This is a genomic window from Bradyrhizobium sp. AUGA SZCCT0182, from assembly GCF_018130185.1.
In the GTDB taxonomy this organism is placed as follows: domain Bacteria; phylum Pseudomonadota; class Alphaproteobacteria; order Rhizobiales; family Xanthobacteraceae; genus Bradyrhizobium.
Map to the genome: position 1 here is coordinate 23,410 of NZ_JAFCLY010000002.1, position 15,170 is coordinate 38,579.

Annotated in this window: 14 protein-coding genes; 8 read left to right on the forward strand and 6 right to left on the reverse strand. The window is 63.4% G+C overall.

Annotation, left to right across the window (positions count from 1 at the left end; genetic code table 11):
* Positions 1–176 precede the first annotated feature (176 nt).
* Complete coding sequence (locus JQ611_RS02405) at positions 177–2,378, forward strand: PAS domain S-box protein (protein WP_212464419.1); 2,202 nt, start codon at positions 177–179, stop codon at positions 2,376–2,378.
* A 107-nt stretch (positions 2,379–2,485) separates the two neighbouring features.
* On the opposite strand, the gene JQ611_RS02410 is transcribed toward JQ611_RS02405, so the two are convergent.
* Positions 2,486–3,205, reverse strand: a complete 720-nt coding sequence (locus JQ611_RS02410) for a hypothetical protein (protein WP_212464420.1) — start codon at positions 3,203–3,205, stop codon at positions 2,486–2,488.
* 234 nt (positions 3,206–3,439) lie between these two features.
* Between JQ611_RS02410 and JQ611_RS42360 the strand changes: the two genes are divergently transcribed.
* Both JQ611_RS42360 and rnd read left to right on the forward strand, forming a co-directional pair.
* A complete protein-coding gene (locus JQ611_RS42360) occupies positions 3,440–3,565 on the forward strand; it encodes a hypothetical protein (protein ID WP_283813420.1) in 126 nt (41 codons plus the stop codon).
* 210 nt (positions 3,566–3,775) lie between these two features.
* Entirely contained in the window at positions 3,776–4,933 is a 1,158-nt protein-coding gene (gene rnd / locus JQ611_RS02415; RefSeq protein ID WP_212264769.1) for a ribonuclease D, read from the forward strand.
* 9 nt (positions 4,934–4,942) lie between these two features.
* On the opposite strand, the gene JQ611_RS02420 is transcribed toward rnd, so the two are convergent.
* From JQ611_RS02420 to JQ611_RS02430, 3 genes are all read right to left on the reverse strand, one after another.
* Complete coding sequence (locus tag JQ611_RS02420) at positions 4,943–5,119, reverse strand: hypothetical protein (protein WP_212264770.1); 177 nt, start codon at positions 5,117–5,119, stop codon at positions 4,943–4,945.
* 139 nt (positions 5,120–5,258) lie between these two features.
* Positions 5,259–6,392 (reverse strand): autotransporter outer membrane beta-barrel domain-containing protein, encoded by a 1,134-nt coding sequence (locus JQ611_RS02425; protein WP_212464421.1) that lies wholly within the window; start codon positions 6,390–6,392, stop codon positions 5,259–5,261.
* Between the two features lie 221 nt (positions 6,393–6,613).
* Positions 6,614–7,603, reverse strand: coding sequence for an AraC family transcriptional regulator (locus tag JQ611_RS02430; protein ID WP_212388527.1), 990 nt, complete (start codon positions 7,601–7,603; stop codon positions 6,614–6,616).
* Between the two features lie 332 nt (positions 7,604–7,935).
* On the opposite strand from JQ611_RS02430, the gene JQ611_RS02435 reads away from it, so the two are divergent.
* On the forward strand, positions 7,936–9,072 hold the full coding sequence (locus JQ611_RS02435) for a DUF1720 domain-containing protein (RefSeq protein WP_212264773.1): 1,137 nt from the start codon (positions 7,936–7,938) through the stop codon (positions 9,070–9,072).
* 16 nt (positions 9,073–9,088) lie between these two features.
* A complete protein-coding gene (locus JQ611_RS02440) occupies positions 9,089–9,535 on the forward strand; it encodes a hypothetical protein (RefSeq protein WP_212388535.1) in 447 nt (148 codons plus the stop codon).
* A gap of 70 nt (positions 9,536–9,605) precedes the next feature.
* On the opposite strand, the gene purN is transcribed toward JQ611_RS02440, so the two are convergent.
* Together purN and purM are read right to left on the reverse strand one after the other, a co-directional pair.
* Positions 9,606–10,256 (reverse strand): phosphoribosylglycinamide formyltransferase, encoded by a 651-nt coding sequence (purN, locus tag JQ611_RS02445; protein WP_212413524.1) that lies wholly within the window; start codon positions 10,254–10,256, stop codon positions 9,606–9,608.
* Positions 10,257–10,260: 4 nt separating this feature from the next.
* Positions 10,261–11,334, reverse strand: a complete 1,074-nt coding sequence (gene purM, locus JQ611_RS02450) for a phosphoribosylformylglycinamidine cyclo-ligase (protein WP_212264776.1) — start codon at positions 11,332–11,334, stop codon at positions 10,261–10,263.
* A gap of 159 nt (positions 11,335–11,493) precedes the next feature.
* Here purM and JQ611_RS02455 point away from each other — a divergent pair, with 159 nt between their 5' ends.
* The 3 genes from JQ611_RS02455 to JQ611_RS02465 all read left to right on the forward strand — a co-directional run bounded on the left by JQ611_RS02455 (position 11,494) and on the right by JQ611_RS02465 (position 15,162).
* Positions 11,494–12,036, forward strand: a complete 543-nt coding sequence (locus JQ611_RS02455) for a CDP-alcohol phosphatidyltransferase family protein (protein WP_192740702.1) — start codon at positions 11,494–11,496, stop codon at positions 12,034–12,036.
* Positions 12,037–12,124: 88 nt separating this feature from the next.
* Complete coding sequence (locus tag JQ611_RS02460; RefSeq protein WP_212388542.1) at positions 12,125–12,802, forward strand: chromosomal replication initiator DnaA; 678 nt, start codon at positions 12,125–12,127, stop codon at positions 12,800–12,802.
* Between the two features lie 161 nt (positions 12,803–12,963).
* On the forward strand, positions 12,964–15,162 hold the full coding sequence (locus tag JQ611_RS02465) for an RNA degradosome polyphosphate kinase (RefSeq protein WP_212464422.1): 2,199 nt from the start codon (positions 12,964–12,966) through the stop codon (positions 15,160–15,162).
* The last annotated feature ends 8 nt before the right edge of the window (positions 15,163–15,170 follow it).

Below are 15,170 nucleotides of genomic sequence, written 5' to 3' on the forward strand. Positions count from 1 at the left end.
ACAACAAGCGGTCGGGGCCTTACCCGTGACGTTCTGGCCCCTTGCGTGTAATCTGCACGGTGGAGCTTGCCGGTTCCCGTCGCATCCCGCGGACCGCGGCTATGTTTTCATTATACTAGCAATGTTCTGCGTCGGCATCAGAAAATAATCGCTCACGCGAGCATCGAAGCAGGCCAATGTCAGTCACTCTAAGCCAGTCCTCTCGGTGGTTTGCTCGTCCGCTGGCGCTGGTGGTCGCGGTTCTTCTAACTGTGGTTGTCGCGACCGGGTTTCTCGGCTTCAGATATTGGCAGGAGCGACAAGCGGCAGATCTCCTGTTCGAGCGTGGTCGCCAGGTGCTCGAGACGCTGGATCGGCTGCGGACAGTCATCGCCGACGTGGAGGCCCAAAGGCGCGGGTATCTGCTGACTCTGGACCCCTCATATCTCAAGGCCTACGGCGTCTCCGACGAAAGCGTGCGCCGCGACGCCCACGCGCTCCAGGCTCTTGTAGCGAGCGATCCATTGCAGAACCATCGTGCGGGACATCTGGCGCTGACCGTTGCAGCAAAGCTGCGCGAGATCGATGACATCGTCAATACTGCCCGAACCAGCTCTGGGCCGGCAGCGCTGGCGATGATCCGCAGCCTGGACGAGATCCGGTCGCAAATCGACCAGATGGTGGACCACGAGCGCTTCCTGCGCGTGGATCAAGAGAGGCGCGCCAAGGCACTCGAACAGCGCAAAGCCTGGCTGATCGCTACGGCTGTCGTCGTTGTCGCGGTCCTGGCAGGGGCAGCGCTGGCGCTCGCACGGTTCGAAGCGAGGCGCCGGCGAAAAGCGACAGAGGAGAACGTCCAGCTCCAGAGCGAAATCGAAGAGCGTGACAGGAAGATCCGGCGCCTGGTCGACGCCAACATCATCGGGATCATCATCTGGGAAGTCGACGGGCGCATTCTTGAGGCCAATGACGAGTTTCTCCGCATGGTGGGATACGACCGGGAGGATCTCACTGCGGGTCGCCTGCACCGGACATCCCTGACACCGCCGGAATGGCGCGACCGCGACGCGCGTACCGTGGCAGAGCTGAAGCGGATCGGGACGGCCCAACCGTTCGAGAAAGCGTACTTGCGGAAGGACGGAAGCCGCGTCCACGTGCTGATCGGCGGGGCGATGTTCGAAGAAGGTACAAATCAAGGTGTTGGCTTTGTCCTCGATCTGACCGAGCGCAAGCGGGCGGAAGAGGCGCTGCGGCAAAGCGAGGAGCGCTTTCGCACCCTCGTGCAATTCTCCTTCGACGTGTACTGGGAGACCGACGCGCAGCATCGCTTTACTCACCAGGAGTTCGCCGAGAACCTTGCAGACGCGCCGGCGTGGACGAGGGGCGCCGAGATCGGGAAAACGCGCTGGGAGGTGCCTTACCTGGAACCCGACGCAGAGGCCTGGCGCAAGCACCGGCAGACGCTCGAGGCGCACCTTCCGTTCCGTGATTTCGAGCTCGCGCGCCCTGTCCCCGACGGCAGCAAGCGTTACGTGTCCGTCTCGGGGCTGCCGATGTTTGACGAGTCGGGGCGCTTCGTCGGCTACCGCGGCGTCGGGCGGCACATCACCGAACGCAAGCGGGCCGAAGAGGCCTTGCGCTCCGCGCAGGCGGAGCTCGCCCACGCCAATCGCGTCTCCACGCTGGGGCAGCTGACGGCCTCGGTCGCCCATGAAGTCAGCCAGCCGATCGCTGCGACCGTGCTCAACGCCCAGGCGGCCTTGCGCTGGCTAGCCGCTCAGCCACCGAACCTCGGCGAGGTTCGGCAGATCCTCGGTCAGATCACGGGTGACGGCAAGCGTGCCGGCGACGTCATCGGCTGGATCCGGGCCCTCATCAAGAAAGCTCCGCCGCGGAAGGAGAGCCTGGAGATCAACCAGGCGATCCTCGAGGTCATAGCCCTGACCCGCGGCGAAGCAGTACAGAACGGCGTCTGGGTGCGGACGCAACTCGCAGATGGCTTGCCGCTCATTCAGGCGGACCGGGTCCAGCTGCAACAGGTGATCCTCAACTTGATCATCAACGCCATCGAAGCGATGAACGGCGCCAGCGAGGGGACGCGGGAGTTGTTGATCAGCACTGCCGCAGATGCCTCGAACGGCGTGCACGTCAGCTTGCGGGATACCGGTCCGGGACTGGATCCGGCGAGCCTTGAGCACCTCTTCGACGCATTCTTCACCACCAAGTCCAGTGGCCTCGGCATGGGACTAAGCATCTGCCGTTCGATCATCGAAGCCCAAGGGGGACGGATTTGGGCCGATGCCAATAAACCTTGCGGCGCCGCCTTTCATTTCACCCTGCCCTTGGAACGCGAAGAGACCGCTGCTGCCGAGCACGCCGGCCCAATGCAGGCGGTATGAAATGCTGGCTTGGGGAGCTGCCAGTCCTCGGCGGCGAATGCGCCTGCTGCGATCGCGGGCGTTAGCGGTGAGCAGCGCGTTTCCCTCGCCGCTTCCTGACCGAGGTCTCATTCCGCACCTGTTTTGAAATTTCCCCCGAAGAGAACATTTGACAGAGCCGGCCCGCCGCCTGCGAATGCCCCATCAAGGTATCCGCCATTGAGGCGCTTCAGCCACGGCAGCCGCTCCAGAATCCCCGTCGTTATCGGCTCACCCGTGATGCCGACAGAGTTCAATGGCCATATCCCCGCCGGTACGATCTCCAGTGTAGCGCGGATGAGCTTTGCGTCTGGACCGAAACGTTCCTCGATATTGAGCGGACTGATCCTTTCCACCGTCGTCGGATCGGCCAGGTCACGAAACCGAACCAGCATGGGAAGGCCGTCTAGCGGCAGTTCGCGCTTGCCAGACAGCCGAGACACCTGCTTCAAGCCCTCTTCCACCGGTCGCGGAAGGCTACCGCCGTTAAAACCGAACGCGTGAAGCACTATCCATTCCGCCCTCGACCGATCATCGGCGTCTTTCGTCAGCAACGCGAACAACGTCCCGCGAGAACCGAGATCGAGGGCAATCGCTTCACCCCTGTAACGGATGAAAAGTTCATGCCCAGAGGCGAAGCCAGATTGCTTGCCGTAGGTCACTTCACGGACGCTAGATGCGGTCTTCAGTTCGCCGTCTACCAGCGCCTCGAGCGTCAAGCGGTATCGAACGGTGACGCTCGGATAGGCCGTTACCCAGAACACGACCACCGCGGCAATCAGCAACATCAGAATGCCGAGCCATTTCATTCAGGCAACCCATAAGACCTGCGCATGACTGCCTGCTGCTCCATCGCCCATACATGGCGCAGCTTCATTGACAATTCGCTTCGCCCCAAAGTTGCATTCGCCTCCGCCCCGTTAACCCCGCTTCTTAAGCGCCCATCCACCATTGCCGGACGGACCCGGCGCTTAACCATTTCGATTAACATCCCCTCAATCCACTCCCGACAATTCTAACGACCGTACTGGGGAGTGATTGCCGTGGACGGCTTTTCGTTGAACGTCTTTGCCATCGAATTCATCGGGCTGATGATGGTCGCGCTCTGCCTCATCGTGCTCGCACTGCCCTCGGGGCGCCGGCCGTCGAAGCGCGCCCGCTACGAGTAATTCTTCCGGCCAGCCTGGCTTCGAACTGGCATCGACCTGGGATCCTTGGCCGGAACCACCGTTTGCAGGACACGCCCCAAGCGCGTCCTGCCGCAAAGCGCACGCAGAAAGCGGTGCTTTGCCTCCTATCCAGGGCCAAATTTTGCCCAAAGACCCTTGACATACCAGCGCTTTCGGCCGAACGCCTGTCGTAAGCGTCATGGACTGTTCATGGATCTGATTACCACCACTTCCGACCTCGCGGCTGCCTGCGATCGCCTCTCCAAGCACCCGGTCATTACCGTCGACACGGAGTTCCTCCGCGAGACGACCTATTATCCCCTGCTCTGCGTCGTTCAAATGGCCAGCGCGGACGAAGCCGTCGTGATCGACACGCTGGCCGAGGGCATCGACCTCAAGCCGTTCTTCGAATTGATGGGCAATGAGGCGGTCCTGAAGGTGTTCCATGCCGCGCGGCAGGACATCGAGATCGTCTGGCACCAGTCCGGCACCATTCCGCACCCGATCTTCGACACGCAGGTGGCGGCGATGGTGCTCGGCTATGGCGACAGCATCGCCTATGACGCGCTGGTCGAGCGCATCACCGGCCACCGCCCGGACAAGACGCATCGCTTCACCGACTGGTCGCGCCGGCCCCTGACCGCAGACCAGATGCATTACGCGGTCTCCGACGTCACCCATTTGCGCGATGTGTTCGCGGCGCTCGACGCCGATTTGAAGAAGCGCGGCCGCAGCGAATGGGTCAGCGAGGAGATGGAAGTCCTGACCTCGCCGAAGACCTATGATTTCCACCCCGAGCGCGCCTGGGAGCGGCTGAAGACGCGGGTGCGCAAGCCCAAGGAATTGGCCGTGCTGATGGAAGTCGCAGCCTGGCGCGAACAGGAAGCGCAGAGCCGCGACGTGCCGCGCAGCCGCGTGATGAAGGACGACGCGGTCGGCGACATCGCCACCCATGCGCCGACCTCGCTGGAGCGTCTCGCCAATCTGCGCTCGCTGCCGAAGGGTTTCGACCGCTCCAAATGGGGCAGCGACATCGTCGCCGCCGTACAACGCGGCATCGCGCGCGATCCTGCGACCTTGCCGAAGCTCGAAAAGCCGCGCGGCAATTCGAATGGCGCTGCGATCGTCGAACTCCTGAAGGTGCTGCTGCGAATGACCTCGGAGCGTCATGCGGTGGCCAGCAAGGTGATCGCGACCGTCGACGACCTCGAGCAGATCGCGGCCGACGATCAGGCCGACGTCGCCGCACTGCATGGCTGGCGCCGCGAATTGTTCGGCGAAGCGGCGCTGTCGCTGAAGCACGGCAGGCTGGCGCTCGCGATCGAAAAAGGCCGCGTGGTCAGGGTCGATCGGGATAAGGCGGTTTAGGCGCGCGGCCTAAATAATCTTGGTTCCTACCGGGTTCACCGGCTTCGGCGGTGGCGATTGGGTTTCGAGTTTGTCGAAGCCCTGAGGCGGGATGACAACGCCGTGCCCGGCCGAGATGTTGTCGAGCTCATCGAGCGTCAATTCACGCGGGTCGCTGGCTTGCCCATGGCCGTCTTTGTTCGCCATTTCGATTTCTCCACGGTGAGCGAGAAATTGTACGCGCGAAGGCGCGTTGTTTCAATGACGCCAGCCGCTCCACGGCTTCCCTAACCTCTAAGAGCGAGCTTCGCTCGTCTCGACCCCGCTGGCGAGGGAGAAGGAAAAATCACCACTTCAGCTCAAGGCCGAACGTGCCCTGGTGCGACTGCATCGCGGCGCGGAATTTGGCGTCGTAGTTGATGTAGAGGCGCGCGGTGTTGGTCAGGCTGAGCGAGGCCGAGGCGCCGGCATCCGCGCCGTACTGGCTTTCGCCGATGCCCTGGAAGGTCACGCTCTGGGCGCCGAGGCTCACCGTGGTGTCGGAGAAATTCTGCACGACGTTGTTGACGAACTTGCCATAGGCCGACAGGTCCAAAATCTTCTGATCGAAGATCCAGTAATGCCCGACCTCGGCACCAACAAGCACGCGGAAGCGCTGCACGGTGGCGCCCGTTGCCGTCACCGGATCGAGGCCGCCGAACTCCTGGAACGCTCCGGTCTGGGCGTGGACATATTCGACCGCGCCCTTGGGCACGATGCGGTACTGGTCCTTGGACCAGTAGTAGCTGATTTCGCTCAGCACGCCGTCGAGCATGGCGTTGTAGCCGGCGGTCGCGAAACCCAAACCGGTATCGCGGCGCGAATTGACGTTGCCAAAACCGTGCACGATCACGCTGGCCCAGGTCCACGACCCGGCATCCACGGAGGCATTGAAGCCGAACTGGGTCAGGTCGATCCTGGCCGACTGCAACGCCAGCGGCACGTCGATGTCGGTGCGGCTCTGGTCGACGGAGAAGCCGACATTGACGCCGGTTGCGATGCGCGCGCCGATGCCGGCGACGCCGCCCCAGGTCTTGCGGGTGTCGCCGACGAAAAACCCGAGCGGACCGTTGTTGGCCGAAATGCCATAGCCTTCGAACCAGGTCCGGTAGCGCGGTGTTTCCGCAGCCTCGGAGGCGCCGCCGCCGCCGGGATTGGTCCGCATCATGCGGCTGAAGCCGCTGGTGGTGCCGAACCGTTCCAGGAAATTGCTGCCGAGGTTGGTGATGGTCGCGGTCGACGACACCGCTGAGTTGATCATCTGCGGCGTCGGGGACGGCGATGGTGTGGGCGAGGCCGTCGGTGTTGGCGTGGGGGTCGGTGTCGGCGTCAGCTGTGCCTGCGCGGAAGACACGCCGAACGCGAGCACGAACGCGATCGCCGCCAGTCGCGCCAAAGCGCGACCGCCCCCGATCCTCTCCGCTCGCGATGCGCAGCGCATCAATTTCATTCCCGAAGAAAGCGCCCGCTCGAAAACAGTGCACGACATGCCGGTCAGCAAGCCCGGATTTGCGCCCAGTTCGTGCACAGCGTCAATCGCTTACGGGCCTCACCAGGGACCGAATAGAAGCCGCTGTTGTTCGGCGGCCACAGTACCTTGCACTGGGTGGCACTGGGTGGCACTGGGCGGCACTGGCCTGGTCCAAGACGGGCGAAACGGAACTAGGCGTCCCCGCCCCCACTGCCACGATATTGCGCCGGCGACGCGCCGAAGCGGCGGCGGAAGCAGCGGTGGAAATACGACACCTCGTTGAAGCCGCAGGCGAACGCGACCTCGTCGATCTTGAGGCGATCGTTGCGGTGATCGGCCAGCATCATGCGTGCCTTTTGCAGGCGCAACTCCAGGACGCGCGCGGCGAAGGAGTTGCCGGTCTCGGAAAGCAGGTCGTTGACATAGCGGCGCGATACGCCGAGAGCGCGGGCCGCCCGTTCCGACGAGAAGGCCGGATCGGAGAATCCTTTCCGGATCGTGAGGAGAACGTCTTGCAGGCGGGCAGCGCGCAGCCCGCGGTTGCGGGCAACTTCAGTCACGTCGCGGCGTGCGCCGAGCGCGAGCGCAAAGAGATCCAGAAAGGTCGTCTCGATGTGCGCATCCAATGGATTGCCGCCATCGTCGTTCGGCTCCTGGATGATGTCGAGATATCGCGCCAGATGCCGGAGCGTCGGATTGTTCAGGTCGAATTGACTGAGAATGAGATCGTCCGGATCGGCAACCAGTTCAATGAGATTTTGGCGTGCCACTGCGACGGTCGTCGATTTCAACCCGGCCTTGCTTTGACATATGCCTGCGTTGTCTGCGGTATAAAATGTTGCCCCGCCAGGCGCCATGATGCATTCACGGTTCGTCAGCTCGCATCGTATCGATACCGATTCGCGGGCATGATTGAACGTGAAGGCAAAGAGTTCAGTGGTGTCGTTCGCAATGTGCCGCGGCGTTCGCGCTAACCCATTGATCGCACCGCTGCTGAACCGACTGGTCCTCACGTTTCCGTACTGGGAGAATTGATAGCGCGCCGAAAACACGGAGTCGTTGAGCCTTGAATAGTCGAACGCGCAATAGAGGTCGCTATGAAGCTCTCTCCAGAGCTTGAACCGCCCGTTGTCGTCGAGTTCAGTGGACAAATCATCGGTAGAGAAAACGACCTTATTCATACTGTTCTTGCGTCATCCATGATGTTCTTGGGTCCCACGCGGCTGGCTTCATCATAGGTCAGCGGCCAGAAGATAAAGTTCAACGCACAAACATCGCGTGAACACCGATACCGAGCGATCGCTGGGCATCGAGGCGCTCCCCTGAGGTGCCGTTAGCGCCATGCAGTTCATGTTTTCCCGTCGCCGCCGCCGCTTTCCTGTGACGCATCCGCAACATCAGATGAAATTGCCTGGCCGGTGCCATCCTGTTCATAACCAATGCCGCCGGGGATACGACGGTTTGCCCTCAGTCGAATAAGCCCTGCGGGAGACAGGAAATTTCAGGGGTATTTATGATCAAGTTTGCAACGCCTGCGATCCTCGCATTGATTGGCGCCATGGCATTGCCGATCTCGAGCGCGCTTGCCGCCGAGGACGGCGTCACCTACAGCGGCGCCGAGGTCAACAACGCGTTCGCCACCGGCGTTGGCGCGATTGCAGCGAGCGGCACCGGCAGCCTCGGAGCGCACGCCACCGGCGCCGGTTCGATCGCCATCGGCGTCAACGCATCGAGCACCACCGGCTCGATCGCGATCGGGTCGAGCGCAAACGCCAATACCGCTGCCGGCGAAAGCGTGGCGGTCGGTACCGGTGCCAGTGCGACCGCCACCAGTGCTTCGGCCTTTGGCACGGGCGCAACCGCAAACTTCAATTATGCCGCGGCTTTCGGCACCGACGCGACGGCAGGCGCCGCCAGCGCGACGGCGGTCGGCCGCGGCGCCAATGCCGGCGGCCAGGAAAGCGCGGCGTTGGGCTACAACAGCACCGCATCCGGAACCAACAGCGTGGCCGCCGGCGCCAACAGTGCCGCATCGGGGGTCAACAGCGCGGCATTTGGCACCAGCGCCAACGCCACGGCGACCGGCGCCGTTGCGGTCGGCGTCAACGCCTCCGCCACCGCCACCAACTCCGTCGCAATCGGCGCCAATTCGACCGCCACCGCCGCCAATACGGTCTCCGTCGGCTCCGCCGGCAATGAGCGGCGCGTCACCAATGTCGCCGCCGGCGTCAGCGCGACGGACGCTGCGAATATCAGCCAGCTCAACAGCGCGACGGCGAATTTCCAGTCGCAGGCCGCGGGGCTGCAGACCCAGGCCACCGGGCTGCAGAGCCAGGTTACCGGCCTGCAAAGTCAGGTCACCGGGCTGCAAACCCAGCTCAATGGCGTGCAAAGCCAGGTCGATGCCAACCGCACCGAAGCGCGCCGCGGCATCGCAGCCAGCGCAGCACTCGCCCCCGTCGTGATGCCTTCCGCCGCAGGCAAGCTCACGGTATCGGCGACCGGCGGCGCCTATCGAGGCGCCTATGGCGCGGGCCTCGGGCTTGCGTATCGCCTCAACACCCCGGCGCCGACCGTGCTGTTCGGCAGCTATTCGAACGGCGGCGGCACCGAACATATCGGCCGTGTCGGCATGGCCGCTGAATTCTGAGCAGCGATATTCAGCGATGCGGCGAAGTCGACGAACGCAGGGCCGGCGGCGCGCCCTGTCCACATGGCGCGTGTGTGCGGCAAGCCTTGCGCTGTCGCCGCCGCTTGCGCACGCCCAGCCGGTGGATTGGAGCAAGATGCCGACCATGCAGATCGAGCGGCAATTCGGAGGGCCGTTGAAAGATACCGTCATCCAGCGATTGCGCGATCCAGTCGACGGCACGATCTGCATGGTCTATCTGCCGATCAATGCGCCACATTCGCCGCAGCAGACCAGCGGTTACGTGCAATATGGTTCGACCACGATCGGCTCGATCAGTTGTTTTGCAGGCCCCGCACCTGCGCCGCCCCTAGCCGCCGCCCGGCCCAAACCAGCGCCGGCACAGCGCGCCAGCGTGCCCCCGCCAGAGCCGCCGGCGCCGCTTGACCAGCGCTGGCCGCCCGCCGCAGCGCCTGCCCGTTAGCCAGCCGCCCGCGCCGCGCTGAATCGTCGTGGCTCGATGCGGTATCCCGCAGCGGGCCACAAGCGCCGCATCACACCGCGGGCCAGATCAGGGTTCCGTCCGGCGCGGCCTGTCCCGAAATCCTGCAGATGTCGCCTTCGAGGCGGACCTTGCCGCTGGCGAGCAGCCGCAGCGCTTCGGGATAGATGCGGTGCTCGATGCCGAGGATGCGCTGAGCCAGCGTCTCGGCGGTGTCGCCATCGGCCACCGCGACCGCGCCCTGCATCACAATCGGCCCCGCGTCGGTTTCCGGGATCACGAAATGCACGGTGGCGCCTGAAATCTTCACGCCGGTCGTCAGCGCCTGGCCGTGCGGATCGAGGCCCGGAAAGGACGGCAGCAGCGAGGGATGGATGTTGAGCATCTTGCCGTACCAGCGTTTGACGAATTCGGCGGTGAACAGCCGCATGAATCCGCCAAGGCAAATCAGCTCGACATTCTTTTCATCGAGCGCCCGCTGCAGCACCGCTTCGAAGGCTGCGCGGTCCTTGCCGAACGGCTTGCTCTCGATCACGGTCGTGGGAATGCCGCTCGCAGCAGCCTTTTCCAGGCCACCGGCATCGGCGCGGTTGGAAATCACGGTGACGATTTCCGCCGGGAAATCCGGTGCTTTGGCCGCGTCGATCAGCGCGGCCATGTTCGATCCACGCCCGGAGATCAGAATGGCGACGCGGCGCTTCACGGCGTCACCGCGACAGGTCCAGATGACCGTTATAGACCACGCGATGCTCGCCTTCCGCCGCGATCACTTCACCGAGCAGGGCGACAGTCTCGCCGCCCTCGGTGAGGATTTCGGTGACCCTGTCGATCGCATCCGGCTTGACGATCGCGATCATGCCGATGCCGCAGTTGAAGGTGCGCAACAATTCGAGCTCGGCGATGCCGCCCTGCTCGGCCAGCCATTTGAAGACAGGCAATACCGGCAGCCGCGCCAGATCGATGCCGACCCCGAGATGCTTCGGCAGCACGCGCGGAATGTTGTCGGTGAAGCCGCCGCCGGTGATGTGGGCGAGGCCTTTGATTGCGCCGGTTTCGCGGATCGCGCGCAGGCACGATTTCACATAGAGCCGCGTCGGCGCCAGCAGCGCGCCGCCGAGCGTCATCACAGGCGAGAACGGTGCCGGGGCGTCGAAGCCGAGGCCGGAATTCTCGACGATTTTGCGGACCAGAGAGAAGCCGTTGGAATGCACGCCCGAGGAGGCAAGACCGATCACGGCGTCGCCGATCGCAATGTCTGAACTCGGCAGCAGCGTGCCGCGCTCGGCAGCCCCCACAGCAAAGCCCGCGAGGTCGTAATCGCCGTCCTTGTAGAGGCCAGGCATTTCCGCGGTCTCGCCGCCGATCAGGGCGCAGCCGGACTCCCGGCAGCCCTCGGCAATGCCGGCCACGATGGCAGCCGCAGCTTCCGGATCGAGCTTGCCGCAGGCGAAATAGTCGAGGAAGAACAGCGGCTCGGCGCCCTGCACCACGAGGTCATTGACCGACATCGCCACCAGGTCGATGCCGATTCCGCCGTGCAGGCCGGTCTCGATCGCGATCTTGACCTTGGTGCCGACGCCGTCGGTCGCGGCCACCAGCACCGGGTCCGTGAAGCCGGCTGCCTTGAGGTCGAACAGCCCGCCAAAGCCGCCGATCTCGGCGTCGGCGCCGGCGCGGGCGGTGGCACGCACCATCGGCTTGATGAGATCGACGAGGCGATTGCCCGCATCGATATCGACGCCCGAATCGGCGTAAGTGAGCCCGTTTTTGCGGTCGATCATGCTCAATTCCCGTCAGAAGACGGCTGGTTACGAGGATTTCGGCGATCCTGCAATGGCTCGCAAGCGCGGGGTCGATATACTATGTAGATAACAACCGGCCCGCCCCGCAAAGGGCCGGATCTGTTACGCAATTAGGCCGGTAGCCGGGAAGCGACCGAGTTGAATATTCCGAATATCATTACACTGGGTCGCATCATCCTGGTGCCCATTATCGTCTGGGCGATCGCCTCGAGGCAGATGGAGATCGCGTTCGCTATCTTCGTGATTGCCGGCGTCAGCGACGCCGTCGACGGTTTCCTCGCCAAGCGCTTCAATATGACCAGCGAGCTCGGCGCCCTGCTCGATCCCCTCGCCGACAAGGCGCTTTTGGTCTCGATCTACGTCTCGCTCGGAATCTGGGGCGCGGTGCCGCTGTGGATCGTGATCCTGGTGGTGTCGCGCGACATCATGATCGTCACCGCCGTGATTGTGTCATGGTTGTTCGACAAGCCTATCCCGATGAAACCCTTGATGGTCTCGAAGCTCAACACGGTGGCGCAGGTGGCGTTCGCCGCCCTGGTGCTGGCGTCGCTCGGCTTCAACTTCAAGCCGACGCCATACGACCTGATCCTGATGGGCTTTGTTACGGTCTTTACTTTGGTTTCCGTCTCCCTCTATCTCGTGGAGTGGGTGCGGCACATGAGTACGATCGAGGCCAAATAGGCGTTTTGTTTGAAGCGTTTTGTTTGACGCGTCCTCACGCGAACCGGTACCCACTTCGCTTGAAAACGCCATGGTTCCGGAGACTTGCGTGGCAGTTCGCGTTCAACCCCGTCAGCTTGCCTTTGCGCTGCCGCATGCAGAAAGCCTGACCCGCGACAATTTTCTGGAAGGGCCGGCCAATGAGGCGGGCCTGGCGCTGATCGAAAGCTGGCCCGACTGGCCCAACCGCATCATGCTGCTGGTAGGCCCGGAAGGCTCCGGCAAGAGCCATCTCGCCGCGATCTGGGCCGAGCAAGCCGGCGCCCGCTCGATATCCGCACACGCTTTGACGCCCACCGCCGTACCCGGCGCGCTTGCGACGGGGGCGCTGGTGGTCGAGGACCTGAAACCGGGGGATTTCGACGAGCGTGCGATGTTCCACCTGATGAATCTGGGGCGGGAAGACGAAGCCTTCATTCTGATGACGGCGCGGATGGCACCATCGGCCTTCGAGGTCGAGCTGCGCGATCTGCGGTCGCGGCTGCGCGCGGTGCCGACGGTGCCGCTATTGCCGCCCGACGATCTGTTGTTCCGCAGCCTGATCGTCAAATTCTGCGCCGACCGGCAGCTGAGCATCGACGAGACTGTCGTGAGCTATCTCGCCAGCCGGATCGAGCGATCCTATGCGGCTGCGCGCCAGGCCATCGACCTGCTGGATAGCGAGGCGCTGCGGCTCGGCCGGCCGGTGACCCGGGCGCTGGCAGCCGAATTGCTGCGCAACGCCTGACGGGCGCTGCTGCCGCTGCGCGCCATGTCACGCCCCCGCCGCCTTGACGGCGGCGGCGGGCGGAACATCAATGTCATCGAAACGTCATCCAACTATCACATGGTGCGCACGGCATCCGCCTAAACTGGCGCTGCGCTCCAACTGAGATGGACCGAAACTTCATGGACTCGGCACAAGCTATTGAAATAACAGAAAAAGACGCAGTTGCCGAAGCGCCACTGGCCATCGCCACCAGCCCGGAGCGGTTCATCAATCGCGAGCTGTCCTGGCTGCACTTCAATCGCCGCGTGCTCGAGGAAGCGGTCAATCCCGGCCACCCCACGCTGGAGCGGGTCCGGTTCCTGTCGATTTCAGCCAATAACCTTGATGAATTCTTCATGGTCCGTGTCGCCGGTATCAAGGCGCAGGTCCGTGAAGGTATCGCCGAACGCAGCCCCGACGGCCTGACCCCGTCCGAGCAGCTCGTCGCCATCAACAAGACGGTTTCGGAACTCGCCTCGGATCAGCAGGCGATCTGGAGCGACCTGCGCACCATTCTGTCCAAGACCGGGATCATTCTGGTCGATGGCCATGACGTCACCAAGGCCGAGCGGAGCTGGATCGAGGATCACTTCCTCCATAACATCTTCCCGCTGCTGACGCCGCTCGCCATCGATCCGGCGCACCCCTTCCCGTTCATCCCGAGCCTTGGTTTCACGATCGCGCTGCATTTGTCGCGGGTCGCCGACGGCAAGCCGATGAACGCGCTGATCCGCATGCCCGGCAAGATCGACCGCTTCATCCGCATGCCCGCGGGCAAGGACGGCGCGGTACGCCTGATCACCCTGGAACAGGCCACCGGCCTGTTCATCGGCCGCCTGTTCCCCGGCTATACCGTCAAGGGCCAGGGCGCCTTCCGCATCATCCGCGATTCCGAACTGGAAATCGAGGAAGAGGCCGAGGATCTGGTCCGCCTGTTCGAGACCGCGCTGAAGCGGCGGCGGCGCGGATCGGTGATCCGGCTCGAGATCGAAGCCAAGATGCCGGAGGAGCTTCGCGCCTTCGTGCAGCAAGCGCTGTCCACCGCCGACGACGAGATTTTCCTGGTCGACGGCGTGCTGGCGATGAACGAGCTGTCGCAGCTGACGCGGCTCGACCGGCCCGACCTCGAATTCGTGCCCTATGTGCCGCGCCATCCCGAGCGCGTGCGCGACCATGGCGGCGATATCTTCGCTGCGATCCGGCAGAAGGATCTGGTGGTCCATCACCCCTACGAATCCTTCGACGTCGTCGTGCAGTTCCTGCAACAGGCCGCCCGCGACCCCGACGTGGTCGCCATCAAGCAGACGCTCTACCGCACCTCGAACAACTCGCCGATCGTGCGCGCGCTGGCCGAAGCCGCCGAAGCCGGCAAGTCGGTGACCGCCTTGATCGAGCTGAAGGCGCGGTTCGACGAGGAAGCCAATATCCGCTGGGCGCGCGACCTCGAACGCGCCGGCGTGCAGGTGGTGTACGGGTTCATCGAACTGAAGACCCACGCCAAATTGTCGATGGTGGTGCGCCGCGAGGGCGGCAACCTCACCACCTATGTCCACACCGGCACCGGCAATTATCACCCGGTCACCGCGCGCATCTATACCGACCTGTCCTACTTCACCTCGGACCCGATCATCGGGCGCGATGCGGCTCGGGTATTCAACTACATCACCGGCTACGCCGAACCCAGCGACATCGAGCGCATGGCGGTGTCGCCGCTGACGCTGCGCAACCGCATCATCGAACACATCAAGGGTGAATCCAATTACGCCCGCCACGGCAAGCCCGGCGCGATCTGGATGAAGATGAACTCGCTGGTCGACCCCGACATCATCGATGCGCTGTATGAGGCCTCGCAGGCCGGCGTCGCGATCGAGCTCGTGGTGCGCGGCATCTGCTGCCTGCGGCCCGGGCTGCCCGGACTTTCCGAGAACATCCGCGTCAAATCCATCATCGGCCGGTTCCTCGAACACGGCCGAATCTACTGCTTTGGCATGGGTCAAGGCCTGCCGAGCACAAAAGCTGCTGTGTATATCTCGTCCGCCGACATGATGCCGCGGAACCTGGACCGCCGCGTCGAGGTGCTCTGTCCGCTGCAAAATCCCACGGTGCATCAGCAGGTTCTCGAACAGATCATGGTCGCGAACCTGAAGGATACCGAGCAAAGCTGGCAATTGTTGCCGGACGGGTCTTCAACGCGTATGAAGGCCGCGAAAGGCGAAGAGCCGTTCAATCTGCACAACTACTTCATGACGAATCCGAGTCTGTCAGGCCGTGGAAAGTCTCTCAAGGAATCTTCGCCGCGCCGCCTCACGCGCCGTAATGAGCGTCAGCATTCGTCCTAGCGGGTTAC

Excerpts from the sequence above, each read along its gene's own strand:
- JQ611_RS02405 (WP_212464419.1), top strand. The coding sequence starts at position 177 with ATGTCAGTCACTCTAAGCCAGTCCTCTCGGTGGTTTGCTCGTCCGCTG.
- JQ611_RS02410 (WP_212464420.1), bottom strand. The coding sequence starts at position 3,205 with ATGAAATGGCTCGGCATTCTGATGTTGCTGATTGCCGCGGTGGTCGTG.
- rnd (WP_212264769.1), top strand. The coding sequence starts at position 3,776 with ATGGATCTGATTACCACCACTTCCGACCTCGCGGCTGCCTGCGATCGC.
- JQ611_RS02420 (WP_212264770.1), bottom strand. The coding sequence starts at position 5,119 with ATGGCGAACAAAGACGGCCATGGGCAAGCCAGCGACCCGCGTGAATTG.
- JQ611_RS02425 (WP_212464421.1), bottom strand. The coding sequence starts at position 6,392 with ATGCGCTGCGCATCGCGAGCGGAGAGGATCGGGGGCGGTCGCGCTTTG.
- JQ611_RS02430 (WP_212388527.1), bottom strand. The coding sequence starts at position 7,603 with ATGAATAAGGTCGTTTTCTCTACCGATGATTTGTCCACTGAACTCGAC.
- JQ611_RS02435 (WP_212264773.1), top strand. The coding sequence starts at position 7,936 with ATGATCAAGTTTGCAACGCCTGCGATCCTCGCATTGATTGGCGCCATG.
- JQ611_RS02440 (WP_212388535.1), top strand. The coding sequence starts at position 9,089 with ATGCGGCGAAGTCGACGAACGCAGGGCCGGCGGCGCGCCCTGTCCACA.
- purM (WP_212264776.1), bottom strand. The coding sequence starts at position 11,334 with ATGATCGACCGCAAAAACGGGCTCACTTACGCCGATTCGGGCGTCGAT.
- JQ611_RS02465 (WP_212464422.1), top strand. The coding sequence starts at position 12,964 with ATGGACTCGGCACAAGCTATTGAAATAACAGAAAAAGACGCAGTTGCC.